The organism is Polyangium sorediatum (genome assembly GCF_029946465.1).
Classification (GTDB): Bacteria; Myxococcota_A; Polyangia; order Polyangiales; family Polyangiaceae; genus Polyangium; species Polyangium fumosum.
On sequence record NZ_JARZHI010000014.1, the window covers coordinates 17,274 to 40,925 of the forward strand.

The 23,652-nt window shown below is 69.8% G+C and carries 19 protein-coding genes; 6 read left to right on the top strand and 13 right to left on the bottom strand.

Going from position 1 to position 23,652, the window contains the following annotated elements:
- Window position 1: 1 nt before the first annotated feature.
- Genes QHF89_RS17830 through QHF89_RS17840 form a run of 3 tightly spaced genes read right to left on the bottom strand, consistent with a single transcriptional unit; the run spans window position 2 to window position 5,630 of the window.
- Window positions 2-3,067: an efflux RND transporter permease subunit gene (locus tag QHF89_RS17830; RefSeq protein ID WP_136970759.1), complete on the bottom strand. Its 3,066-nt coding sequence runs from the start codon at window positions 3,065-3,067 to the stop codon at window positions 2-4.
- Window positions 3,064-4,317, bottom strand: coding sequence for an efflux RND transporter periplasmic adaptor subunit (locus tag QHF89_RS17835; RefSeq protein WP_136970758.1), 1,254 nt, complete (start codon window positions 4,315-4,317; stop codon window positions 3,064-3,066). Before QHF89_RS17835 ends, QHF89_RS17830 begins: the two co-directional genes overlap by 4 nt.
- On the bottom strand, window positions 4,314-5,630 hold the full coding sequence (locus QHF89_RS17840) for a TolC family protein (RefSeq protein WP_136970757.1): 1,317 nt from the start codon (window positions 5,628-5,630) through the stop codon (window positions 4,314-4,316). The genes QHF89_RS17835 and QHF89_RS17840 overlap by 4 nt, the downstream gene beginning before the upstream one ends.
- A gap of 144 nt (window positions 5,631-5,774) precedes the next feature.
- On the opposite strand from QHF89_RS17840, the gene QHF89_RS17845 reads away from it, so the two are divergent.
- The 3 genes from QHF89_RS17845 (at window position 5,775) to QHF89_RS17855 (ending at window position 10,215) form a co-directional block, all read left to right on the top strand.
- On the top strand, window positions 5,775-7,139 hold the full coding sequence (locus QHF89_RS17845) for a sensor histidine kinase (protein WP_136970756.1): 1,365 nt from the start codon (window positions 5,775-5,777) through the stop codon (window positions 7,137-7,139).
- Complete coding sequence (locus QHF89_RS17850; RefSeq protein ID WP_136970755.1) at window positions 7,136-8,401, top strand: sigma-54-dependent transcriptional regulator; 1,266 nt, start codon at window positions 7,136-7,138, stop codon at window positions 8,399-8,401. Before QHF89_RS17845 ends, QHF89_RS17850 begins: the two co-directional genes overlap by 4 nt.
- A gap of 941 nt (window positions 8,402-9,342) precedes the next feature.
- Entirely contained in the window at window positions 9,343-10,215 is an 873-nt protein-coding gene (locus QHF89_RS17855; protein WP_284720627.1) for a radical SAM protein, read from the top strand.
- Window positions 10,216-10,220: 5 nt separating this feature from the next.
- On the opposite strand, the gene QHF89_RS17860 is transcribed toward QHF89_RS17855, so the two are convergent.
- On the bottom strand, window positions 10,221-10,415 hold the full coding sequence (locus QHF89_RS17860) for a hypothetical protein (protein WP_136970753.1): 195 nt from the start codon (window positions 10,413-10,415) through the stop codon (window positions 10,221-10,223).
- Window positions 10,412-10,813, bottom strand: coding sequence for a hypothetical protein (locus QHF89_RS17865; protein WP_284720628.1), 402 nt, complete (start codon window positions 10,811-10,813; stop codon window positions 10,412-10,414). Before QHF89_RS17865 ends, QHF89_RS17860 begins: the two co-directional genes overlap by 4 nt.
- 108 nt (window positions 10,814-10,921) lie before the next feature.
- Here QHF89_RS17865 and QHF89_RS17870 point away from each other — a divergent pair, with 108 nt between their 5' ends.
- Window positions 10,922-11,707: an endonuclease/exonuclease/phosphatase family protein gene (locus tag QHF89_RS17870; RefSeq protein WP_284720629.1), complete on the top strand. Its 786-nt coding sequence runs from the start codon at window positions 10,922-10,924 to the stop codon at window positions 11,705-11,707.
- On the opposite strand, the gene QHF89_RS17875 is transcribed toward QHF89_RS17870, so the two are convergent.
- A complete protein-coding gene (locus tag QHF89_RS17875; RefSeq protein WP_136970750.1) occupies window positions 11,704-12,612 on the bottom strand; it encodes a LysR family transcriptional regulator in 909 nt (302 codons plus the stop codon). The genes QHF89_RS17870 and QHF89_RS17875 overlap by 4 nt on opposite strands.
- A 90-nt stretch (window positions 12,613-12,702) precedes the next feature.
- On the opposite strand from QHF89_RS17875, the gene QHF89_RS17880 reads away from it, so the two are divergent.
- Complete coding sequence (locus tag QHF89_RS17880) at window positions 12,703-13,749, top strand: aldo/keto reductase (RefSeq protein WP_136970749.1); 1,047 nt, start codon at window positions 12,703-12,705, stop codon at window positions 13,747-13,749.
- A 3-nt stretch (window positions 13,750-13,752) separates the two neighbouring features.
- Here the strand turns inward: QHF89_RS17880 and QHF89_RS17885 are convergent, their stop codons facing one another.
- Window positions 13,753-14,850: a LysM peptidoglycan-binding domain-containing protein gene (locus tag QHF89_RS17885; RefSeq protein WP_136970748.1), complete on the bottom strand. Its 1,098-nt coding sequence runs from the start codon at window positions 14,848-14,850 to the stop codon at window positions 13,753-13,755.
- Between the two features lie 83 nt (window positions 14,851-14,933).
- Between QHF89_RS17885 and QHF89_RS17890 the strand changes: the two genes are divergently transcribed.
- Window positions 14,934-15,419, top strand: coding sequence for a hypothetical protein (locus QHF89_RS17890; protein WP_136970747.1), 486 nt, complete (start codon window positions 14,934-14,936; stop codon window positions 15,417-15,419).
- Window positions 15,420-15,425: 6 nt separating this feature from the next.
- On the opposite strand, the gene QHF89_RS17895 is transcribed toward QHF89_RS17890, so the two are convergent.
- From QHF89_RS17895 to QHF89_RS17920, 6 genes are all read right to left on the bottom strand, one after another.
- Window positions 15,426-16,634, bottom strand: a complete 1,209-nt coding sequence (locus QHF89_RS17895) for an NAD(P)/FAD-dependent oxidoreductase (protein WP_136970746.1) — start codon at window positions 16,632-16,634, stop codon at window positions 15,426-15,428.
- A complete protein-coding gene (locus QHF89_RS17900) occupies window positions 16,631-16,828 on the bottom strand; it encodes a ferredoxin (protein WP_136970745.1) in 198 nt (65 codons plus the stop codon). The genes QHF89_RS17895 and QHF89_RS17900 overlap by 4 nt, the downstream gene beginning before the upstream one ends.
- Window positions 16,829-16,872: 44 nt before the next feature.
- A complete protein-coding gene (locus QHF89_RS17905) occupies window positions 16,873-17,520 on the bottom strand; it encodes a TetR/AcrR family transcriptional regulator (RefSeq protein WP_136970744.1) in 648 nt (215 codons plus the stop codon).
- A gap of 96 nt (window positions 17,521-17,616) precedes the next feature.
- Window positions 17,617-20,265 (bottom strand): Lcl domain-containing protein, encoded by a 2,649-nt coding sequence (locus tag QHF89_RS17910; protein ID WP_136970743.1) that lies wholly within the window; start codon window positions 20,263-20,265, stop codon window positions 17,617-17,619.
- A gap of 9 nt (window positions 20,266-20,274) precedes the next feature.
- On the bottom strand, window positions 20,275-21,336 hold the full coding sequence (locus QHF89_RS17915) for a hypothetical protein (protein ID WP_136970742.1): 1,062 nt from the start codon (window positions 21,334-21,336) through the stop codon (window positions 20,275-20,277).
- Between the two features lie 46 nt (window positions 21,337-21,382).
- Window positions 21,383-23,641 carry a glycoside hydrolase family 3 N-terminal domain-containing protein gene (locus QHF89_RS17920; protein WP_284720630.1) on the bottom strand — a complete coding sequence of 753 codons (2,259 nt, stop codon included), beginning with the start codon at window positions 23,639-23,641 and terminating at the stop codon, window positions 21,383-21,385.
- Between the last annotated feature and the right edge of the window lie 11 nt (window positions 23,642-23,652).

Here is a 23,652-nt window from a genome sequence, read left to right on the forward strand (position 1 = left end):
TTCAGCCGGAGGTCTGCTCCTCCACCGCGGGCGCCGCTTTCGGGCGTAGCTTCTCTTTGAGGTCGTCGGCGACCCGGTAAAACGCCGGCACCACGAGCAGGCTGAGCAGCGTCGACACCGTGAGCCCGCCGAGCACGACGACGGCCATGGGGCTGCGTGTCTCCGTGCCCGGCCCGATGCCGAGCACCGCCGGCACGGCCGCCATCATCGTCGCGATCGTCGTCATCAGGATCGGCCGCAGCCGCAGCGGCCCCGCTTTGCGCATGGCCTCGCGCGCAGACAACCCCTCGTGCTCGCGCACCTGATTGGCGTACTCCACGAGCAGAATGGAGTTTTTCTTGACGATGCCCATGAGCAAGAGCACGCCGATCATGCTGAAGATGTTCAGCGTCTTGCCCGTGACGAACAAGCCAATCGCCGCCCCCGAGAGCGCCAGGGGCAAGATCGTCAGCACCGTGACGGGGTGCAGGAACGAATTGAACTGGCTCGCGAGGACCATGTACGCGACGAGGATCCCGATCACGAGCGCGAAGACGAGGCCCCCCGTTGTCTCGTCGAACTGCGAGGCCTGGCCGCCGGCCACGGCCCGGTAGCCGAGCGGCAGCGCCTTCGAGAGATCCTTCACCGTGTTCATCGCCTCGATCTGCGAATGCCCCGGCGCCACGTTCCCCGAGATGCGGATCGCCCGCTCCCGATCGACGCGGTTGATCGATTGCAGCACCGCCGTTTCGTTTTGCGAGACGACGAGCGAGAGCGGAATCGTGGTCCCATTCTGCGCCCGCACCCGGATCTCGCCGAGGTCCTCGGGGCGCGAGCGTTGCGTGGCGAGGAGGCGCACGCGGATGTCGACGCGGCGGCCCCCGGTGGAGAACTTGCCGACGATGTTGCCGCCGACGAGCGCGCTCACCGTGTTCGCGAGATCGCTCACCGGGACGCCGAGATCCGTGGCGCGGCGGCGATCCGGGACGATCTGCACCTCGGGCGCGCCAATCTGGTAGTCGGTCGTCACGTCCGTCACGGTGCCGCTCTTTTCGAGGTCGGTCTTGAGCTGCATCGCCGCCGTGACGAGCGTGTCCCAGTCCGCGCCGCGCACCGTGAAGTCGACGGGATACCCGCGCTGCGCGCCGAAGCTCTGCTGCGAGGGATCCTGCACCGACGCGCGGATGCCCGCGATCGACTGCAATTCACGGCGGATCTGGGCGGCGAGCTCCTGCGCCGAGAGCTTGCGTTCGTTCGGCGGGACCAGGGTCAAGCTCATCACGCCGCGCGAGGCCGAGAGCGTGGTGAGGACCCGCGTGACCTCGGGCCGCGCCGCGAGCTTCTGCTCGGCCCGCTGCAAGAGCGGCGCGGCGGCCTGCACGCTGGTGCCGGTCTCCGTCTGGATGCGGACGTCGAGGCGGCTCTGGTCCTGCGCGGGGACGAACTCGGTGCCGAGGCGCGGGACGATGAACGCCGTGGCGCCGAGGAGGAGCGTCGCGCCGAGGAGGACCTTCCAGGGGTGCGCGAGCGCCTTGCCGAGCACGCGTCCATAGCCGCGTTCGAGCGCGGAGAAGCCGCGATCCATGGCCTTGCCGACGGCGCTCCGTCCCTCGCGCGAGGTGTCGAGGATCTGCGCGCAGCGGGCGGGCGCGAGCGTGATCGCCTCGAAGTACGAGAGCATCACGGCGACCGAGAGCGTCACGCCGAACTGGAAGAAGAAGCGACCGATGACGCCGCCCATGAACACGACGGGGAGGAAGATCGCGATGACGGCGACGGTGGCCGCGAGCGCGGCGAACGTGATCTCTTTGGTGCCGTCGGCCGCGGCTTTGGCGCGCTCCTTCCCCATCTCGGCGTGCCGGTAGATGTTCTCCATGACCATCACGGCGTCGTCGACGACGAGCCCGACGGCGAGCGAGAGGCCGAGCAGGGTAAAGGTGTTCAGCGTGAAGCCGAGGAAGTAGACGACCGCCACGGTGCCGAGCAGCGACATCGGGATCGCCAGGATCACGTTGACGGTGCTGGAGAGCGAGCCGAGGAAGAGCCAGCAGACGAGCGCCGTGAGGATGAGCGCGAGGCCGAGCTCGATCTCGATTTCGTGGACCGACTCCTCGATGAAGGTCGTCGTGTCGAAGAGGACCTCGACCTTCATCCCCTCGGGCAAGCTGCGCTGGATCTCCGTGACCTTCTCGCGCACCGCGCTCGCCACGGCGACGGCGTTCGTCCCGCGTTGCTTGAGCACGCCGAGCGCCTGCAAGGGGATGCCGTCGAGCCGCGCGACGGAGTTCACGTCCTCGAAGCCGTCCTCCACGACGGCGACGTCTTCGAGGTAGACGGGCGTGCTATTCACGTGCCGCACCACGAGCTTGCGCAGCGCGTCGACGTCGAGCGCCTCGCCGAGGAGGCGGACGTTGAGCTGCCGGCCGCCTGCTTCGAGCTGGCCGCCCGGGACTTCGACGTGCTCGCGGCGGATGCCGTCGATGACGTCGCTCGCGACGACGCCTTTTTCCGCGAGGCGGCTCGTGTCGAGCCAGATGCGGATGTTGCGATCGAGGTAGCCGTTCAGCGTGATCTGACCGATGCCCGGCACGGTCTGGAGTTTTTCCTGGACCTGGTAGCGGGCGACGTCGGCGAGGAGCTGGCGCGAGAACGGGCCAGAGACGCCGACGGTGACGATGGGCGTGTCGTCGGGGTTCGACTTGGAGACGGTGGCCGCAGGCACGTCGCGCGGGAGCTGCCGCTGGGCCTGCGCGACCTTGGCCTGCACGTCCTGGAGCGCGAGGTCGACGTTGCGCGAGATGTCGAAGCTCGCCGTGATCCGCGCCGAGCCCTGCCGCGCCTGGGACGAGATCTCCTTGACGCCTTCGACCTGCGCGAGGGCCTGTTCGAGCGGCTCGACGATCTCGCGCTCGACGGCCGATGGAGACGCGCCGGGCCAGGAGAGGTTGACGCTGATGTTGGGGTAGTCGACGTCCGGGTACTGGCTGATGCCGATGCGCGTGGCCGCGACGATGCCGAAGAGGATCGTGCACGCCATGAGCATCCAGGCGAAGACCGGGTTCTTGATGGAGATGTCGGTGAGATTCACGGCCGCACCCCCGCGCTGGCCGAAACGCTCGGCGTCGGGGGCGGGCTCGGCGCGGGCTCGCCCGAGGCAGGATCGGCCGGGGGCTGCGCGCTCGAAGCCTGGGCGCGGGCGCTCGGGGCGGTGGCGGTGAGCAGCGCCTCGGGCGTGATGGTCGTGGGCCGGACCTTGGCGCCGTCGGTGAGCGCTTCGGCGCCCCGCACGACGAGCACGTCGCCCGCGGCGAGGCCGGAGCGGACCTCGACCCAGCCGTCCTGCGTGCTCATCCCGAGCGCGAGCACGCGCTCCTTGGCGACGCCGTTTTCCACGACGTAGGCGACGTAGCCGTGGTCGGTGGCGCGCGCCGCGAGCCGCGGGATCGTCACCGCCTCGCGCTGGGCGCCGATGTCGACGCTGACGTCGCAGAACGATCCGGGGCGCAGCCAGTACTTGTGCCCTTCGTCGTTCACCTCGCCCGTGACCGCGACCATGTGCGTCGTCGGGTCGGCGGCCGCCGCGATGAGCGTGATCTTCGCGGTGAACTTCCGCAGCGTCTCGCGCATCGTGAACGTCGCCGTCATCCCGACCTTGAGGCGCGGCGCTTCGAGCGGCTCGACCTGGAAGCGCAGGAGGAGCGGATCGCTCTGGAGGAGCGTGGCCATCACGTACCCTGCCTGCACGTATTGCCCCGTCTCGACGGTGCGCGTCTGGATCGCGCCGACCATGGGCGCGCGCACGGACGAGTCGCGCAGGTTGAGCTGCGCGCTGCGGAGCGATTGGAAGGCGATGTCGCGATCGGCCTTGGCGGTGAGGACCTTGCTCTTGTAGCTGTCGAGCTCCTCGCCCGGGATGAGGCCGGGGTTCATGCCGCTCGCGCCCTCGCGCCGCGCGACCATCGCCTCCATGTCCCGGACCGAGGCCTCCGTCTTGGCGAGCGCCGCCTTGGCGCCGTTCACCGCGAGCAGGTACCGTTCCGAGTCGATGACGACGAGGACGTCGCCCTTCTTGACCTCTTGGCCCTCCGTGAAGGCCACGCGGTCGACGACGCCGGCCACGCGGGCCGTGACCTGGACGCGCTCGAAGGCCTCGATCGTGCCCGGCGCGTTCACCGTGTAGGTGACCTTCTTGGCCTCCACGGGCATGACGTCGGCGGCGAACGAGAGGCCTTCGCGGCCGGGCTTGCCTCCGCCGGAGGCGCCGCCTTCGGTCGGCTTGCCTTTGCAGGCGACGGCGAGGGGCAGGCAAAGCAAAAGGAGCACACGCGCGAGCTTCATTGCGCACCTCCATCCGCCTGGGCAACGCGTTCGGTGTCGTCGTCGGTGGGCCCTTGGCCGAGCGCGAAACGCAGCTCCAGGTAGGCCTGCTCCATCGCGAGCTTCGCCGTGGCGAGGGCAACCTCGGCCTCGTAGCGGCGGGCGTTCGCGTCGACGAGCTCGATCGCCCGCGCGAGCCCCTGCTGGTAGAGGATCTCGGTCTCGGCCGTGTTCTTCTTCGCCGCCGCGACCGCCTCCTCGGCGATGCGGTAGCTCTCGCGCGAGGCCTTCAGCGTGGCCCGCGCGATGCCGATGTCGGTCGCCACGGACCGCCGGATCTGCCGCTCGTCGAGGGCCTGGCTCTCGGCCTGCGCGACGCGCGTCTTGCGATCGCCGTAGCGCGCGCCCGCGTCGAAGATGGGCCACGTGAGGTTCAATTGCAGCGTCTCGTCGTGGGTCGTGTCCGGCGGGGCGGGCGCGGGGTTGAAGCGCACCTGCGCCGAGAGCGTGAGCGTGGGCGCGAGGCGATAGAGCGGCTCCTGGGCCGATGCGCGCAGGGCCGCGGTGCGCTCCTCGGCGGCGCGGAGATCGGGCCTTCGCGCCTCGGCTTGCCGGACCTCGTCCTCGGCCCGAACGCCCCCGCTCTCCGCAGCGCGCGTCGTGCGGTCCGGCGCCGAGAGCGGCCCCGTGACCGGGCTTCCCACGAGAAACCCGAGCTCCAGGTAGGCCGTGCTGACGTTGCCCTCGGCTTGCGCGACTTCCCGCGCGGCCGCCGTGGTTTCGAGCAGCGCGCGCGTCACGTCGTTCGTGCTGGCGAGGCCCGCCTGCGCGCGCGCGTCGGCGTTCTGCTGGTTGGCGCGGGCCCGTTCGAGCCTTCGTGTCGCCGCTTCGAGCACGCGCTCGCGCGTGAGCACCACGAGGAACACGCGCGCCGTGTCGAAGGCGAGGCTGCGCCGATCCTCGACGGCGCCCCAGCGCTCGGCCGCGAGCTGGCGCCTGGCCTGCGTGTACTGCGGGATCGCAGACGGGTTCAAAAGGGGCTGCGTGAGCGTGAGCGTGCCCGTGCCGAAGAGCTGGCGGCCGATCCGATCCTCGGTCCCGCGCAGCGTGGCGTTCGCGCCCGCGACCAGGCTCGGCAGGAACGACGCGCGTGCGCGGTCGAGCTGGCCTTCGGCGGCCTTCACGCGGAGCGGCGCCTTGCCGGCGCGCTCGTGGCTCGCGAGCGCCTGCCGCACGGCTTGCTCGAGCGTGAGCGAGCCGGCGCGCGCGCCGCGGGGGAAGAGCAAAAGAAGCGAGACGAGCAGCGTGGGGAAAAACGACCTTCGGACCGTCATCGAGCGTTTCCTCGCCCTCCCCCTCTACCGCCTCCCCGCGGGCCGAGGCTCGGCCCGATCGAGGCCGTCCCCTGCTTCGTCACGGGCCATGACACCTGTCAGGATTCGGGACATCATTCGTCCGCCCTGATGAGGCTCCCCCGTGTGTCGTTGAGGTGGCTGCTCGGAGCCGTCACGATCCTGGCCTCGCTCGTGTTCGGGGTCTCGGTCGTGTCGGTGAATCGCCTCATCCGCATGTCGAGCGAGCAACGCCTGGAGCGCGGCCGTGATCTCGTGCAACGCGAGCTCGCTCGCTGGGCCGAGGCGCCCGACGCGGACGGCGGCGCCGCGCGGTTCACCGTGCTCGGGCTGCGCGGCGGCACCGCCCAGGATCCGGCCGTCCCGGGAGGGCCGATCCCGATCCGCTCGGGCCTCTCCGGCGAGGCCGATCGCGCGCTCTCCACGCTCGCGGCCGTGGCGCCGCGGGATCGCGCCGAGGTCGGGGCGCTCGACGTCGAAGAAGGCACGCTCTTCCTCGGCGCGCGGCGGAGCGCCGACGGTCGTTTGCTCTGGGTCGCCTACACCGTGTCGATGTCCAAGCTCGTCGGCACCTGGCGCCTCATCGCAGGCCTCCTCACGTCGGCGACCGTGCTGCTTGGCGGGATCGCGCTCGGCACCGTGATCGCCGCCACGCGCGGGGCACGCGGGCTCAAGCGCTCGCTCGCGGCGCTGGAGGAGGATCTCACAGCCGAGGTGCCGCGCCCCGCGCTCGCCGAGCTTTCGAGCGTGGCCGAGGGCGTCGCGAGCCTGGCGGCGAGCCTCGCCGCGGCCGAGCGCGAGCGGGAGCGGCTCGCCGAGGAGCTCGGCCGCAAGGAACGCCTGGCCGCGCTCGGCCGGGTCGTCGCCGGCGTCGCGCATGAGGTCCGCAATCCACTCGCGTCGATCAAGCTGCGCGTCGACATGGCGCGCACCTCGGAGGGCGTCCCGGCCGAGGTCGCGCAGGAGCTCGACGCGGTGGACGAAGAGATCACGCGGCTCGATCGCCTCCTCACAGATTTCCTGGTCGTCAGCGGCCGCCGGATCGGCCGGCGCGTGGACACCGAACTCCGGGACGTGGTCGATCGGCGGCTCGTGTTGCTCTCGACCTGGGCGAAGGAGCGAGGCGTCTCCCTGGCCGTGAGCGGCCGCGCGCGCGCCGTCGTCGACCCCGACGCTTGCGCGCGCGCCGTGGACAACCTCGTCAAGAACGGCGTCGAGGCGTCGCCCGCGGGGGCCGAGGTGCGCGTGCAGATCGAGCGGCGCGGGGGCTTGTCGGTGCTGACGGTCGAGGACGACGGCGACGGCGTCCCCGAAGATCGCGCCTCCGAGCTCTTCGAGCCGTTTTTCACGACGAAACCCGAGGGCACGGGGCTCGGCCTCGCGGTGTCGCGGGCCATCGCGGTGGCGAGCGGCGGGCGGCTCACCTACCAGCGCGAGGGCGGCGTCACGCGGTTCGAGCTCTCCGTTCCGGCCGAAGGAGGCGCGGCATGAGCACCGTGCTCATCGTGGACGACGAAAAAGGCATCCGGCTCGGGCTCGCGACGGCCCTGGCGCGCGTGGGTCACACGACCGTCGCGGCCGCGAGCCTGGCCGAGGCGCGGACGCGGCTCGACGAGCCGAACACGTTCGACTGCGCCCTGGTCGACATCCGCCTCAAGGACGGCAGCGGCCTCGAGCTCCTGCGCGAGCTCCGGACGGGCAAACACCGCGATCTGCCCGTGATCGTGGCCACCGCGTACGACGACGGCGAGCGCACCATCGAGGCGATGCGCGACGGGGCCTTCGATTACCTGACAAAACCCTTCGATTTGCAGCGGCTCGTCGCCACCGTCGCGCGCGCCGTCAAGCAGCGGCGCGCGCCTCCGGCGGCCGCTCCGGCGCACGCGGAGAGCACGCCGCTCGTGGGGCGGAGCGCGGCCATGCACGCGGTCTGGAAGCTCATCGGCCGCGCCGCCGGATCGCAGGCCCCCGTCCTCGTCAAGGGCGAGCCCGGCGCCGGCAAGGAGCTCGTGGCCCGCGCGATCCACGAGTATTCGAGCCGCGCCAGCGAGCCGCTCGTCGTCGTGCGTGTCGATCCGTCGACAGACGCCGCCGAGCTCCGCGGGCTCCTCGCAGGCGCGCGGGCGGGCGGGACGTTGCTCGTCGACGGCACCGGGGATCTCGCGCCGGCAGCGCAAGGCGCGTTCGCCGCCTGGCTCTCCGAATCGCCGCCGGTCCGCGTCGTCACGCTGGTGCGGCTCGCGTCCGGCTCACTGGAGGTCCCTCTGATCGCGGAGCTTTATTACCAGCTCGCGGTCCTCGAAATCACCGTTCCACCGCTGCGCGAGCGCCGCAGCGACGTGCCGCTGCTCGTCTCGCGGGCGATCGTGGGGACCCGTGCACGCGCGATCTCCGAGGAAGCAATGGCCGCGCTCGTGCGTCACGACTGGCCGGGCAACGTCCGTGAGCTGTTCCTCGTGGTCCGCCGCGCGGCCGAGATGTGCCACGGCGAGGTCATCGACGAAGGCGCCCTCCCGCCCGAGCTCGCGACCCCCGCGTCCCCGACCGAGCCCATGAACCGCTACCTCGGCCTGCCGCTGCGCGAGGCCGTGGCTCGGCTGGAGCGGGACTTGCTCGCGTCCGCGCTCCAGCGAGCCGACGGCAACCGCACCCTGGCCGCGAAGCTCCTCGGCATTCCGCGCCCGCAGCTCTACGCGAAGCTCGAAGAGCACGGTTTTTCCGAGAAACGATCGGGCACGCCGTCGGGAAAGTAGGCTGCTCTACGGGCTGAGCATGGGTCTCCGCTGGGAAGTGTCGCGCCCGGGGCGCTGCCCCGGACCCCGCGGGGGGCTGTCCGCCCCCTCGACCCCGGACCAGCGAGGCGCTGGACCCAGGGTTGAAAAACTGCGCGGTGCGCAGTTTTTCAAACAGGCCGACGAAGAAGCCGGGGGGACAGCAGAAGCCGCAGCGCGGCTGTCTTGGTGGGGAACGCCGCCGCCGGTCAAGGCCAGGGATGAGCCTGCCTACCAAAGGCCGCAGCGCTGATAGGTCGGCGGCCAACGTCTCGTCGCAGGACGTCGTGGCGTGACGTGGTGGCCTCACGTTCCAAACAGCACGGCTCCGTCCCTCCACGTGATGGGGCCGTAGGTCTTCGGGCGATGAGCCGATGGTCTCCTGCATCGTGACCATCTCTCGACGCCACGAGCCCGTCGCCCCTTCCATCGCCCCCGTTCCTCCAAGGCACGGCCTCGTACCTCCGGAGGGTCGACGGCACGCCCCAGAGACACGTCCCCGTTCCTCCAAGGCACGACCTCGTGTCTCCGGAGACTCGACGTCGTCTCTTCGGACACATGCCCCCATCCCTCGCACACACGTGCCCGTCACTTTTGGGCTCGGCCCCCAAGCTTGAAGACACGGCCTCATCGATGAACTGCGTATCGCGCAGCCCATCGAACCAACGCCAGCAAACCCCCCCATGGTCTTGCCACCGGCCCGCTGGACGGCTGCGCGCCTGTCTCGGTTGGCAACGTTGCTGCCGGTCTTGACCGGGGGCCTGTTCGATGAACTGCGCATTGCGCAGTTCATCGACCTCGGGTCCAGCCCCTGGCTGGTCCGGGTGCAGGGGCGGATAGCCCCTGCTGGGGCCTGGGGCAAAGCCCCAGCGAAGCGGCTTCACGATGAGATTCCGCCTCGCCATGGTAGGCTCCTCGCGGCCATGCGTTACGAAGGCAAGCTCTACCGTCCGCCCAGCGAGGCGCACTCGTACATCTTGCAGGCCACGATCGGCTGCTCCTGGAACAAGTGTACGTACTGCGACATGTACCGGGACAAGACCTTTCGGATCCGCGACCTCGCCGAGACGCTGGACGACATCACGTCCGCGGGCGCGGCCTTCGGCGACCACGTGGAAAAGGTCTTCGTCGCCGACGGGGATGCCCTCGTCCTGCCCCTCGACCATTGGCTCCCCCTCCTCGACGCCTGCCGCCGCGCCTTTCCGAACCTCCGGCAGGTGAGTTGTTATGCGATGGCGACCAATTTGCTGGAGAAAACCAGCGACGAGCTCCGCACCTTGCGCGAGCGTGGCCTCGCGCTTCTTTACATCGGCCCCGAATCCGGCGATGACCTCGTGCTCAAGCGAATCGCCAAGGGCTCCTCGTTCGACGATCACGTCGAGGCGGCGCGCCGCGCCCGCGCCGCGGGCCTGAAGACCTCGGCGATTTTCCTCCTCGGCGCAGGCAGCACCGAGCGCACGGACGAGCACGCGCGTGCCTCGGCGCGCCTCGCGACCGCGATGGATCCCGATTACCTCGCGGCGCTCACGCTGACCGTCGTCCCCGACACCCCCCTCGCCACGCTGGAGCGACGCGGCCGCTTCGTTTTACCGGACGTACACGGCTTGCTTCGCGAGCTGCGCACCTTCGTCGCCGAGGCCACGCCCACGGAGGCGCTTTTCCGGACGAATCACGCGTCGAACTACCTGCCCATCGGGGGACGTCTCCCGCACGATCGCGCGCGGATCCTCGACGTCATCGACGCCGCGCTCTCCGGCCGAATCCGACTCCGGCCGGAGCACACGCGCGGGCTTTGAACGTCTCATCGGCGACGCTCGAGCCGCCGCAGCACGACGGCTTGCCACGCGACGACCCCGAGCAGCACGACCGTCACCACGGGCCAGAGCACGAAGAACAGGAAGGCGTTCGCGTCGCGGTACGTCGCCCCCGCGAGCGCGGCCGCGCGAATCATGAAGTCCACGCACGCGGCGTACATGGCGATCCCGAGGTCTCTCACGGCGCACCTCGCCGGAGCGCGCGAATCTTGCGCCGTTGCGCGAGGGCCACGAGGTAGAGCGCATACATGATCCCCGGCCACGCCACACAGAACACGGCGAGGTTCACCACGCCGTAGCCCACGTGGGGATCCTTGGGCACGACGGCCTTCCCCGCGGCCTTCAGGCCTGCGATCGTCGCGCCGTACACCCCCTCGTCACCCGCGAGCGCGCGCGGGAGGTGCGGCGCGTGGGTGCAGCCGTGGTTGTGGCAATGCCACGTGCAGTGACTTCGCGCGTGGGCCTCGATGGGAATCGTGGCGCGGAGGACGGGCGATCCCGTGGCGAGGACCGCGGTGAACGCCGCGGGGACCACGACGAGGGGAGCGATGGCCAGGAGAAACCAAACGAAGCGCTTCATCGTGGGCACACCCGAGGGGTCGAGCGTCGCACAAGTCGAGCGGCAGGTCGAACATGTCCGGAATCGTGTCCTGGTCGCTGCGGCCGCGGGGCCCTACGGTTGCGCTCGATGACGACGACCTTTTCGGCCACGACCTACAACGTGCTCGCCCAGTGCTACATGCGGCCCGATCGCTACCGGGACTCGCCGGCGGACGCGCTCGATCCCGCGACCCGCCGCGCCCGCCTGCTCGCGCGCATCGACGCCCTCGGGTCCGACCTTTGGTGCCTGCAGGAGGTCGAGCCCGACCTGTACGAGGCGCTCTGCGCCCGCCTCGACGCGACCCACGCGAGTGCGTACGCGCAGCGGACCGGCCGCCGCGAAGGCTCGGCCCTGTTCGCGCGTCGCACGGTCTTCGCTTGGCACAGCCACGACGTGCTGCATTTCGAGGCGCACCGGCCGGGCGACGACGACCTCGCGCTCATCACGCGCCTCACCGTGGATTCCCGGCCCCTCCACGTCGCGACGACCCACCTGACATGGCAGCCCGACAGCACGCCGACTGACGAGCACCTCGGGTACCGCCAGATGCGCGAGCTCCTCGCCTCCCGCGACGCCGCCCCCGCCGACGTCACCTGGCTCGTCGCCGGGGACTTCAATGCGACCTCGCAGAGCGTGGTGCTCGCCGCGGCCTACGAGCGTGGCCTCGCCGAGAGCTGCCGCGCGCAGCGACCGTGGGACACGACCGCGATCAACGGCCGCCCGCGCAAAATCGATTATCTGCTTCATTCCGCTGGCCGGCTCGACCCACGCCCCGGCGCCCTCCCGCGCCTCCGCCGTGATACCGTGATGCCGTCCGCGAGCGAGCCGTCGGACCATTTGCCATTGACGGTCACCTTCGCGCTCGTCTCCTAACCTTCCCTACCGACCGGCGCGGGGTACCGGAGCGCCTCGATCAACGCCCGCAAGGCCGGCGTAAGCTGGCGGCGGCTCGGATAATAGAGAAAGCTCCCCGGAAACGGCGGACACCAATCCTCGAGCGTTTGGACCAACGCGCCCGAACGCAGGTGCGGAAACGCGACCGACTCCATCACATAGGCGAGGCCCATCCCTGCGAGCGCCGCCGCGAGCAGCGCGTCACTGTCGTTCGTGATGAAGACCGGCGGCGCCGCGACGCGCACGGATCGCCCCCGTTTTTCGAGCTCCCACCGATAGAGGGGCCCCCCGGGCGAGAGCCGCGCGCAGAGGCAACGATGCTTGGCGATGTCCTGGGGCTTCTTCGGCGGAGGAAACCGCTCGAAATAAGCCGGCGAGGCGACCACGATGCCGCGCTCGTCCGGGCCGATGCGCACGGAGACCATGTCCTTGTCGACGAGCTCCCCGAAACGAACGCCGGCGTCGAAGCGGTGCGCGACGATATCGGTCCTCTCGTTGTCGACCGTGATGTCCACGACGACGTCGGGAAAAGCGCGGGCAAACGCGGGCAAGCGCGGCGTGATCGACCGCATGGCCAGCGAATGCACCGTCAGGCGCACGTGCCCGGCGGGCTTTTCACGCAGCGTCCCGAGCGACTCCACCGCCGACGCGACGTCGTCCAGGGCCGGCTTCAACGTCGCGAGGAGCCGCTCGCCCGCGTCCGTCGGGGCGACGCTGCGGGTGGTGCGGGTCAAGAGGCGCACGCCGACGCGCTCTTCGAGGGCGCGCATGGCGTGGCTCAATGCCGACGTGGACACGCCGAGGCGCGCCGCGGCCCGCGTAAAACTCTGCTCTTCGGCGATGGCCACGAAGGCCACGAGATCGGGCCAGTCTTCTCGTCTCATCGTTGAACGTGGCTCATGAGCCTTTTCCGATCGTGAAGTCTACTCGAAAGGTAGGCGCACGGCTATACCCTGCGTCGGAGGTCGCGATTCATGCGCTACAACAAGCTTGGGAGCACCGGTCTTTACGTTTCGGAGCTTTGCTTCGGCACCATGACGTTCGGCGGACAGGGGCCCTTTGGTTTCCTCGGCCAGGTCCAGCAAGCGGAGGCGGACGCGCTCGTGGCGAAGGCGCTCGAAGCCGGCGTCAATTTCCTCGATACGGCGGACACCTATTCGGAAGGTCATTCCGAACGTATCACGGGCCAGGCGCTCAAGAACCTCGGCGTCCGGCGCAGCGAGATCGTCGTCGCCACCAAGGTCTTCGGCCCGGCGGGTCGGGGCCCGAACAGCCACGGCTCCTCGCGGGGTCACATCCTGGACGCCGCCCGCGCGAGCCTCGAACGGCTTCAGCTCGATCACATCGATCTGTATCAACTCCACGGCTTCGATCCGGCCACGCCCATCGAGGAGTCGCTCGAGGCCCTCTCGGATCTCGTGCGCCAAGGGCTCGTCCGTTACATCGGCGTCTCCAACTGGGCGGCCTGGCAAATGGCCAAGGCGCTCGGCCTCTCGGCGTTGCATGGATTCGCGAAGATCGCCTCGGTGCAGGCATATTACACGATCGCGGGCCGGGATCTGGAGCGCGAGATCGTGCCGATGTTGCAAAGCGAGGGCCTCGGCCTGCTCGTCTGGAGCCCGCTCGCCGGGGGGTTCCTGAGCGGCAAATACACCCGCGCGCAGCGGGAGATCGAGGGCAGCCGCCGCACGGCGTTCGCGTTTCCGCCCGTGGATCCCGAGCGCGGGTACGACATCGTCGACGCGCTCGCCGCCATGGCGACGCGCAAAGGCGTCACCGTGGCGCAGCTCGCCATTGCATGGCTCTTGCACCAGAAGACCGTCACGAGCGTCATCCTCGGCGCCAAACGTGTCGATCAGCTCAGCGATACACTCGCCTCCGTCGACGTGACCTTGGACGCCGAGGAACGGAAGCTGCTCGACGAGGTGAGCAAGCTGCGCGCCGAATACCCGGGCTGGATGATGGATATCTGGAGCAAGGCGCGCGTGGAGCAATTCGCCGCGCAACGCCACCCGCGCTGACAACTATCGTTTGCTCGGGTCGGGCAGCCACACGATATCGGAATCGTGCGAGCGACCGAAGACCGCTTCTCCCTTCGGGACCTTGCTCGGAACAAGGCCCAAGGGGAGCACGCGCCCAGTGCTCGCGTCGCCGAGGCGTGCATTGGGCAGGATCTTCGTCCCCGAGGCCGTGCGAATTTTGATCGTCGTGCCGACGTCTTCGCGGAAGATCTTGACCACCGTGCCCGACTGCGTGGGCAGGGTGCGTGGGGCGAGCGGATCAAAAGGAAGCTCGTAGATCTTGGCTTCGCCGGCGCGAATCCCCGTGATCTCGCGGTCGACACGGAGGTTCGTCGGGTCGAACGTGCGCTCCACGAGGTGAAGGGCCGTCCCTTTGAGGGGATGGGTCACTTCTTCCCAGTGGGCCGTGGCGAGGTGGCACTGCTTGCCCACGCGCACGAGCGCCGTCTTCGCGGTGAACATGCCGCTGTCGTAGCGCAGCATTTCCTGGCCGTCGCGAACGACGATGAGCGGGCGATACTCCTCGCCGAGCCCATTCGAGACCGTTCGCAGCACCGAGAGCATCACCTCGGGCGAGCCGTCACCGTCGAGATCGGCGGACGCCACGTCCACGAAGCTCGATCCCCACGGATTGAAGTAGGAGACGTCCATGGGCAGGCGCAGGGACTTGCCGTTCGTGGTGAGGACCATCGACGTATCGCCCTGATCGTCGCGGCACAGGCACGCTCGCCCGCCGTCGGGGCCGGTCCCGCAAAAGGCATCCGTACAACCCTTCCCCGCGGTGGCCGCGACGAACTTCCACGGCGTGACCGGGCACGCCACGCGCTGGCGTGCCGGCGTCCACGGCACATAACGCGGCAGCTTTCGGGTCGAGGGGACGTCGGGCAAGACGAGCCCGTACCGATGAAAGTTGTCCTTGTTCTTGATGCCGTTCAGCCGCGCGATCTCGTCGACCGAAAGACCGAATTTCGCGGCCACGTGGGAGAGCGTGCGCGGATTCGCGTAATACGCGAGCCCCGCGCGAGGCTCTTTCGGCGCGGCGTCGGCCGAGGCCAGAGGAGCGAGCGCGAGGGCGAGCATCGAGCCGAGAAATCGCCGCATGAGATGTCGTCCGTACCACGATGGGAGAGAGGTACACAAAGATGTGAACGCGCCGACCGGTTTCGGATAACGTCCGCGGTACGATGCGTCTTCCAGCGACCCGCCTCTTCTTTGGTCTCGCCGCCGCGGCCCTGCTCGCGACCCTTGGCCTCGGCTGCGAGAAGCCCAAGCCCGGCACGCCCGTCACGTTCGAGAACGTCTGCAGCGCCGAGTTCGACCCCACCATGGAAAAGGGCCTGAACGTCACGAAAAAAGTGGCGATCGAGGGCTACGTCGGACCGCTGCGAAGCTCGGTGAAAGTTTGCAGTGACACGTGTGACTTCAACCTCTTCGCCGAGCCCGACGGCAAGGGCAAACGCGTCAACGCCGACGTGCCCGTCGGCGACAGCAAGAATCAGATGGAGCGGCTGCCGAAGAGCTTCTCGGACAAGGACCTCAAGCTCCACACGAGCGACGGCAAGGTGGTGGGCGTGGGCGCGAAGGTGCGCATCACCGGCGGACGCTCGCCGGCCGGGGGCAAACGTGAGACCTGCTCGCTTTGGAAAGTGAGCCTCATCGAGGCGCTCTGACCTCTTTCAGGTCGAGGTCATCCGCGCCGCGGCGGCCACCTCGCTCCACGCCGTCCCCTCCACCACGTGCTGCCGGTGCTGCCGGGTCTGCTTCACCATGTTCCACCCGACCAGCCCGGTGACCTTCCCGCGGCTCCCGTAAAGCGCGACGAACTGCCGCAGCGCGGGATCCCCTTCCACGATCGCCACCTCGGCGTCGGCCGGCAGGAAGCCGTGCACCTGGATCTTGGCGTCGAATTGATCGGTCCAGAAATACGGCACCGGCGTGTACGGCCGGTCCTTGCCGAGGATGTTGGCCGCCACCACCATCGCCTGCTCGACGGCATTCGTTCGGTTCTCCAGCCGCATGCCCGCGCCGAACCCCTCGTGGTGCCAGAACGCCACGTCGCCGACCGCGTAAATGCCCGCCGCCGCCTGGCACCGTGAATCACACACGATTCCATCGCCCAGCACGAGCCCGCTCCCCGCGAGCCATCCCGTCGCCGGGCGCGAGCCAATCGCCACCACCACCACGTCTGCGGGCAGCACTTCGCCGTTCGCCAGCCGCACTCCGGAGACCCGCCCCGCCGCGCCGACGAGCTCCGCCACGCCGATCCCGAGCCGCAGCTCGACCCCTTGATCCACGTGCAGCTTCGCCAGATACCCGCCGACCTGGGATCCGATCAGGCTCGCAAGCGGCGCCGATTGCGGGCCGACCACCGTCACCGTGAGGCCCATGCCGCGCGCGGTCGCGGCGATCTCCGTGCCGAGCACGCCGTCGCCCGCGACGACGACCCGCGGCCCCGCGAGCAGATCGGCCCGCAAGGCGAGCGTTTCGTCGACCGTGCGCAGCACGTGCACGCCGGCCCAGGCCTCCTGCCCCGGCAGCCGGCGCGGCTCGAGGCCCGTGGCCAGCACGATCACGTCCGCGCGCAGGCCGCGCCCCGAGGCGGTCGTGACCTCGCGCGCGCCCACATCGAGGCGAACCGCGGGGTCGCCGAGCACGAATTCGGCTTCGAGCTTCGCGAGCGCGCTCTCGGGCCGGAGCTGCGTTTGCTCGGGTTTCCAGGCGCCGCCCAGCACCTTTTTGGAGAGCGGCGGCCGGTCGTAGGGCAAGTGCCGCTCCGCGCCGAGGAGCGTCAGGCTGCCCGTGAACCCTTCGCGCCGCAGCGCCTCCGCGACGGACAAGCCGCCTGCGGAGGCGCCCACGACGAGCACGCTCGTCGGCGACGTCATTCGTTCTCTTCCAGCCTTATCGCAGCCGCGGGGCACACGGTCGCCGCCTCGCGCACGACCGTGTGCAGCTCCTTCGCGGGTGATTCGTCGAGCAGGATCACGATGCCGTCGTCCCGCTGGTCGAACACCTTCGGCGCGAGCAGCACACACTGCCCTGCCCCGCAGCACTTGTCCTCGTCCACGATTACGCGCATGTCGATGTTTCCTTTCCCTTGGTTTGTCGTGCCAGGTCGCTCGGTCATTTCGTCGGGGTGAAGGGAGCCTGCCACAACCCGACCAGGGCATCCACGAGCCCCACCGCGGCTTCTTCCCATGTTGCGCGCGGCGTGGCCGTGCCCGCTTGCAGGGCGCGCTCGCGCTCGGCGCACATGTGCACGATGAGCTGCCGGCCCATGTCGGCGCGCTCCTCGCGCACCTCGGCGGGCAGGACCGGCATCATCCGGTCGAGCCCCTGGATGATCTCCTGCATCGAAGACGAGGCGATCGCCTCGTCGATCACGAGCTGCCGCAGGGTGGGATCGGTCGTCACCTGGGCGATGAAGCGGGCATACCAGGTCGGGCTGCCGAGCGCGGCGAGGTGCTCGGTCGTGGGCTGCACGAGGCAGGAGACCCAGTCGCGCAGCTTCGACGACCCCTTGATCGCCGCGATCATCGCCGCGCGCCGCAGCTCGATCGAGGGCGCGTGCCGGCGCACGATGGCCAGCACGAGGTCGGCCTTCGTGCCGAAGTGGTACCCGACGGCGAAGTTGTTCGCCTGCCCTGCCGCTTCGCTCACCTGCCGGTTCGAGACCGCCGCCACGCCGTGCTCGGCGAAGAGCCGCTCGGCGGCGGCGAGGATGACCTCGCGGGTCTCATTTCCGTGCGTCTGCTTCCTCGGGCTGGCCATGATCCGATCCCCAACGTACCAGAACTTCGGCGAGAAGATTCAAGGCGACTGACTTACAAAGTCAAGCGACCTGAACCGAGCGGCCCGAGGCGGCGATCAGCGGGACCTGACCCACTCGGGATCCCGCACCTCGACCCCCCGCTCGTAAAAGCTCCGCCGGACGGGCTTGCCGTCGACGAAATCGGTCCACGTCCCGTGGCGCAGGCCGCCCTGGTATTCGCCCTCCTCGGAGAGCCTGCCCTCCTCGTCCCAGCTCCGGTAGGGGCCGACATGCAGCCCGTGCGCATACGATCCCTCCTCGTCTTTCTGGCCATTCGCATGAAACCGCACGTAGGGGCCGTGCTCCCGACCCTTTTCGAAGTGCCGTTCGAACGTCAATCGCCCGCTCGGGTCGTAGTCGCGCCAGATGCCGTCGAGGGTGTCGCGGGAGAAGCCGACCTCGTGGTCCTTGGAGCCGTCTTCGCGGAAAAACACGGTCACCCCTTCGCGCAGCCCGCCCACCTGCGGCTGCTCGGACCGCGGCTTTCCATTCTCGTAGAACTCCCGCAGCGTCCCCGTGCCTCGCTGGTAATGCCCCTCCGCAACGCGCTTGCCCGAGGGATACAGCGCGGTCCAAGCGCCGTCGCGCAGGCCGTCGCGATACACGCCTTTTTCGTAGGGCTTGCCGTCCGGGTGCCAGGACTCGTACGGGCCGTCGATCGCGCCGCCGCGGAACGAGAACACGGCCGCCCGCGCGCCGTTCGCGTGGAACCGCGTGAACGTGCCGTCCGGTTTGTCGCCTCGATACTGGCCGACCATGGCGCGCGCGCCGTTCGGGTGGAACGTCTCGACGGCGCCTTCGCGGAGGCCGGCTTCGTAGTGCGCCACGCGCGTCTTCGTCCCCGCCTCCTCGTCGTATTCGACGACGGTCCCCTGCCGGAGGCCCCGGACCCAGGTCTCTTCCCGCGCGACCTTCGCCCCCTCGGGCGTGTACGTCGTGGAGCGCCCGGACCGCTCGCCCCGCTCGTGCGCGACGACGGACGCGCGCCGGCCCAGCATGTCGAAATGCGTCCACGTGCCGGCCGGCGCACCGGCGGCGAACGCGCCTTCGGCGAGCCGCTCGCCGCTGTCATAAAAAACCGAAAATGTCCCGTCGAGGACGCCGTCCCGGTATTCGAGGCGCATCCACGGGAGGCCCTGATCGTGGTGGTACGTCCACGTGCCGTGCCGTTTCCCGTTCCGCAACGCGCCCTCGGCGAAGACGTGGCCGCTCGGGTAGCGGCTCTGCACCTGGGCTCCGGCCTTGGGGATCGGCGGCAGGTCGCGCACGCACAGGGCCCGGAAGCGCGCGTGGTCCTCGCCCTCCATCGCGAGCGCGGGCGGCCCGACCGTCGGCTCGGCCCAGGACTGCGCCGAGCAGAGGCTTCGCACCCGGAACGCGTGGCTCTTGTCCGCGGGATCGAGCGTCGACGTCCAGAGGCCATCCTCCCCCTCCGGCTCGTCCTTCCAGAGCTCCTCGCAATCGTACACTTCGGACAAGGTGACGAGCTCGCGCACCGTGGGCAGCCGGAAATCGTCGTGGCCGGCCTCGACCTTCGCCGCGCAGAACGTGTTCGCCTCCGCCCAGCGCATGGGCGCGGCGATCGCCCCCGAAAACGCGAGCCGCTGGAGGGCGTCCTCGACGAGCCCCCCCGCGCGCCGGTACCGCGCGAAGGGGAGCGCGGCGCGCAGCGAGGGGCCTTCCGCGGAGCGCACGCAGCGAACGTTGTATTTCCCGTACGGGCTCGGATCGTCGTAATGGGTCGAATGAAGATTGCCATCGGCGACGTCGAGGACCCAGGGGGCGCCCGCGTCCTCGGTGCTGGCCCAGAGCAGGCCTTCGGGCGGACCCCGAAACACCGCGGGATCGAGCGCGGGGCTGCCGCGGCCGTGGTCGACGATGGAGGCGAGCTCGAAGGAACGAGGCAAGCGCCAATCGTCATGGCCCCCGAGCACGAGGTTCTCGCAATGGCGCGTGGACGCGACGATCCCGAGCTCGGTCTTCGCGACGTCCCGCTGCCACGCGAGGCCCGTCGCGGCGTCGATCGCGACGTCGCCCTGGACCCGAAAGGACGGTTTTCCCGCGAGGGGCGCGAGCTGCGCGTCGGTGACGAGCGGCCCGCGCTGGCGCACGATCGCGGGGATCTCGTCCACGTCCGCGACCCCGAGCAGGTCGTCGCCGTCGAGGGAGGGATCGTGGAGGCCCTGCGCATGCCATCGCGGCGCGGGGAGCGCAGGATCACGCTCCGCCTCGCGGCGCCCGCCCACGAAAAAGACGAGGCGCTGCCCGACGGCGAAGCGCGACAGCGCGGGGGCGCCGCGATACCTGAGCGGGCTGCGCTCGCACCCCTCCTTCTCCGCGGCCCGGGGGAACGAAACGAGGAGCCGGCGCTGCTCGGGTCCCCGGGACACCTCGCCGAGGAGCTGCATTTCCGGGCGCACGTCGACGACGAGGTCGACCGCGCAAGGACGCGTCATAGCGTGGATGTCGGAGACCGTGCCGACGACGATGCCGCGGCTCGCCCGGAGGACGTCTGCGAGCGAAGCGGCCGGGCCCGCGGCGGCCGGGAGGTCGAACGTCGGCCGTGGCAGGAGCGAAGCCGCCGGCAGATCCCCGGGCGTGGCCTTCGCGGAGAGAGAGGCGGATCCGGCGGAAGGGGCCGAAGGCGAGGCGGGGGCGCCGCCGCACGCGACGAGCGCGAGGAACCAGAACGGAGCACGTTTCATCGGACGAACCTAGCCAATCCTACCATACGGCTCGCCATTCTCGTCCACGCCGGTCCCGAGCCCCGCGTCCGGATCACTCGAACCCGCGAACGGGCCCGCGCCCGGGAGGCTCGGCGAGGGCCACGGCGTGACGGTCGGGCGTACGGCGCGTTTTTGTGTGACCGCCGCCGTGAGCCCTTCCTCAGGCTCGGTGAGCGTGTTGGTTTCGAGGAAAATCGCCGCGGCGAGCAGGAGCACCACGCCCGCGGCGACGGCGATCACATCGTACGCCCATTCCACGAGCGGCAGTTGCAGCAAGATCTGCGTGAGCACGCCGAGCGCCGCGACAACCCCGATGCCGACGCCCAGCTCGCGCACGCGCCGTCGCTCGGCGGCGCCGGGGATCGGCCGCTGGAAAGGCTGCCGCGTGATTCGCATGGTTTTGCCTTCCGGCGGACCGAGGACCCACATCGGCGGCGGCTCGTCGGCGACCTCCTCCCGCTCCCGTGGGGCCGCCGCGCGATAGCCGCCGCCCTTCCTCTCCGGCTCCGGCTCCGGCTCCGGCGGCCGGGGCCGCGGCTCGGGCCGCGACAGCGTCCCCTCGATGTACACCTTGTCCCCCGGACGCAGCCGCGCCTCGAAGGTGCAGAGGTGCTCGGTGTGCTCGACGCAGACATCCATCTTGCCGCGAAACTTCACGTTCGGCGGCGGCTCGACCCGGACGCGCTCGCCGTCGGCGCGCCGCACGAAAAAGGGACGCGCCACGACCTCCTCGCCCACCGTCTCCCACTTCATGTAGTGCACGCGGCGCACATCCCGCACGTTCTCCTTCGGCGAGTAGAAGATCGTTTTGGGCGCCCCTGTCTGCGTGATCTTCACGTCGAGCGGGAGCAGCTCGTCGGGCGCGAGCTCGACCTCGCCGCCGATGCTGGCGGCACCTCGCCGAAGGGGACCGCGGCCCGCGACGATCGCGTCGATGCGCTGCACCGGCCTCCGCGCGAGGATCCACGCGACGAAGAGCACGAGGCAAAGCACGAGCGAGAGCGCCCCGACGCCGAGCGTCGACCAGGGGAGAGCGAGAAGGCGATCCACGATGCCAGGCTACACGAGCGGCAGGCCCGTGGGTCGTGGATCGAGGTCACTTTTGCTCGACGATCCACGACCCGCGCAGGCCGCCGATCGACACCTCGAACGTTCCCGGCTCCACGACCCGCTCCATGCGCCGATCGTGCACGGCGAGCGACGCGAAGGGGATCCGGAACTGCACGACTTGGCGTTCCCCCGGCGCGAGGTGCACCCGCTGAAAGCCGCGCAGCGCGCGCACCGGCCGGGTCACGCTGGCGACGACGTCGCTTACGAACAGGAGCACCACCTCGTCGGCCGCGCGCGCCCCTGCGTTGCGCACGACGACGGAGATCACGACGTCCTCCCCTCGCCTCGTTCGCTCGGGCACCCGCAGGTCCGCATACACGAACCGGGTGAAGCTGAGCCCGTGACCGAATCCGTAGAGCGGCTCGAAGCTCTCGTCCACGTAAGGGCTCTCGGCCGATCGCGGGTGATCGTAATGGACGGGCAACTGCCCCACGCTTCGCGGAATCGAGATCGGCAGCCGGCCGCTCGGGCTCACATCGCCGAAGAGCACCTCCGCGACGGCCTGGCCGCCGGCGAGGCCCGGCTCGAAGGCTTCGAGCACGGCGGGGACATTCGAGGCGATCCAGGGGATGGCGAGGGGACGGCCGTTGACGAGCACCACGACCGTCGGCGTTCCCGTCTCGACGATCGCGCGGACGAGATCCATTTGCCGCCCCACGAGCGTGAGATCGGCGCGATCGGCGCCCTCGCCGCCGGTGCGCTCGCGCCGCCGCCGATCGAGCACGCCGCGGTCGTCGTAGCGTGTCTCGTTCTCTCCGAGCACCACGATGGCCACCTCGGCGCCGCGGGCCTCGTCCGCCGCGCGCTGGATCGCTTCGTTCGTCTCCTCGAACACCCGCCCCGCATCCACGAAGTGCACCACCGTCTGCGGCGAGACCGCCGCGCGAATGCCTTCCAGCACCGTGATCACGTTCTCCGCGGGCTGGGGCGCCGTCCAGTCGCCGAGCAAGGCCGTATTGTCGGCATTGGGCCCCGTCACGAGGACCTTCTTCAGGTTCTTGCGCAAGGGCAAGAGGTCCTGCTCGTTCCGCAAGAGCACGATCGATTTCCGCGCCGCCTCCAGGGCCACCTTGCGGTGCCCCGGCGACGCGAGCACGGAGCCGGCGCGCGCCGCGTCGACATACCGACGCTCGAACAAGCCGAGCGCGCGCTTGACGCGCAGGATACGCCCCGCGGCCTCGTCGATTCTCCAGGCGCCGACCGCGCCCTCGCGCACGAGCTCGACGAGCGGCTCCGAAAACCCCTCGCCATGCATGTGCATGTCCACGCCCGCGAGCACCGCCTGCCGGATCGCGTCCTTCTGCGACGCCGCCACGTGGTGCGTCGTGTGGAGCATCTCGATGCCCTCCCAGTCGCTCACGACGAACCCCCGAAACCCCCATTCGTGCCGGAGGACGTTCGTGAGCAGCTCCTCGGAGACGTGGCTCGGCACCCCATTGACGTCGTTGTACGCGGCCATCACGGAGAGCGCCCCCGCCTCCACGCCGGCCTGGAAGGGCGGGAGAAACGTCGAGCGCAAGGCGCGCTCCGAGACCTCGATGGGCCCCATGTTCCGGCCGCCGAGCGGCAACCCAGGCCCGAGGAAATGCTTGAGGCAAGCGAGGACCCGGAGATGCGCGTGATCCGGGCCTTGCAACCCGCGGACGAGGGCGCTGCCCATGGCCGCGACGACGAACGGATCCTCGCCGAACGTCTCCGCCGTCCGGCCCCACCGCGGATCCCGCGCCACGTCGAGGACCGGGGAAAACGCCCAATGCATCCCCGTCACCCGCATCTCGTGCGCCGTGACCTCGCCGCTGCGCTCCATGAGGTCGACGTCGAACGTCGCGGCCATGCCAATCGGCGTCGGGAAGATCGTCGCGCCCCGCACGGGGGCGAGGCCGTGCACCGCGTCGATCCCAAAAATCAGCGGAATCCCGAGCCGCGCGCGTGAAGCCTTCTCCTGGAGCGCGTTCGCCTCGCTGGCATCCGTGACGAACAAGAACGATCCGACGAGCCCCTGCGCGAGCAGAGGGTCGATCTTTCCGGCGGGATCGGGGGAATCGAGGCTCTGCGCGTAGATCGGCGCGATGTACTGGTTCATCTGGCCGACCTTTTCTTCGAGCGTCATGCGATCGAGCAGCGCGCGTGTCCTCCGCTCCTCCACGGATCCCGACGGAAACACCCCGTTCTGCGCGCCGTCGCCGCACCCGAGCAGGGAGGCGAGGAGCACGAGCCCGATTCCTCCGAACGTCCGCCGCTGCATGTCGCCCCCCT

Coding starts and splice junctions, on each gene's coding strand:
- QHF89_RS17840 (WP_136970757.1), bottom strand. CDS start 5,630: ATGACGGTCCGAAGGTCGTTTTTCCCCACGCTGCTCGTCTCGCTTCTT.
- QHF89_RS17850 (WP_136970755.1), top strand. CDS start 7,136: ATGAGCACCGTGCTCATCGTGGACGACGAAAAAGGCATCCGGCTCGGG.
- QHF89_RS17900 (WP_136970745.1), bottom strand. CDS start 16,828: ATGCGCGTAATCGTGGACGAGGACAAGTGCTGCGGGGCAGGGCAGTGT.
- QHF89_RS17880 (WP_136970749.1), top strand. CDS start 12,703: ATGCGCTACAACAAGCTTGGGAGCACCGGTCTTTACGTTTCGGAGCTT.
- QHF89_RS17875 (WP_136970750.1), bottom strand. CDS start 12,612: ATGAGACGAGAAGACTGGCCCGATCTCGTGGCCTTCGTGGCCATCGCC.
- QHF89_RS17905 (WP_136970744.1), bottom strand. CDS start 17,520: ATGGCCAGCCCGAGGAAGCAGACGCACGGAAATGAGACCCGCGAGGTC.
- QHF89_RS17895 (WP_136970746.1), bottom strand. CDS start 16,634: ATGACGTCGCCGACGAGCGTGCTCGTCGTGGGCGCCTCCGCAGGCGGC.
- QHF89_RS17835 (WP_136970758.1), bottom strand. CDS start 4,317: ATGAAGCTCGCGCGTGTGCTCCTTTTGCTTTGCCTGCCCCTCGCCGTC.
- QHF89_RS17885 (WP_136970748.1), bottom strand. CDS start 14,850: ATGCGGCGATTTCTCGGCTCGATGCTCGCCCTCGCGCTCGCTCCTCTG.
- QHF89_RS17890 (WP_136970747.1), top strand. CDS start 14,934: ATGCGTCTTCCAGCGACCCGCCTCTTCTTTGGTCTCGCCGCCGCGGCC.
- QHF89_RS17920 (WP_284720630.1), bottom strand. CDS start 23,641: ATGCAGCGGCGGACGTTCGGAGGAATCGGGCTCGTGCTCCTCGCCTCC.
- QHF89_RS17870 (WP_284720629.1), top strand. CDS start 10,922: ATGACGACGACCTTTTCGGCCACGACCTACAACGTGCTCGCCCAGTGC.
- QHF89_RS17855 (WP_284720627.1), top strand. CDS start 9,343: ATGCGTTACGAAGGCAAGCTCTACCGTCCGCCCAGCGAGGCGCACTCG.
- QHF89_RS17865 (WP_284720628.1), bottom strand. CDS start 10,813: ATGAAGCGCTTCGTTTGGTTTCTCCTGGCCATCGCTCCCCTCGTCGTG.
- QHF89_RS17910 (WP_136970743.1), bottom strand. CDS start 20,265: ATGAAACGTGCTCCGTTCTGGTTCCTCGCGCTCGTCGCGTGCGGCGGC.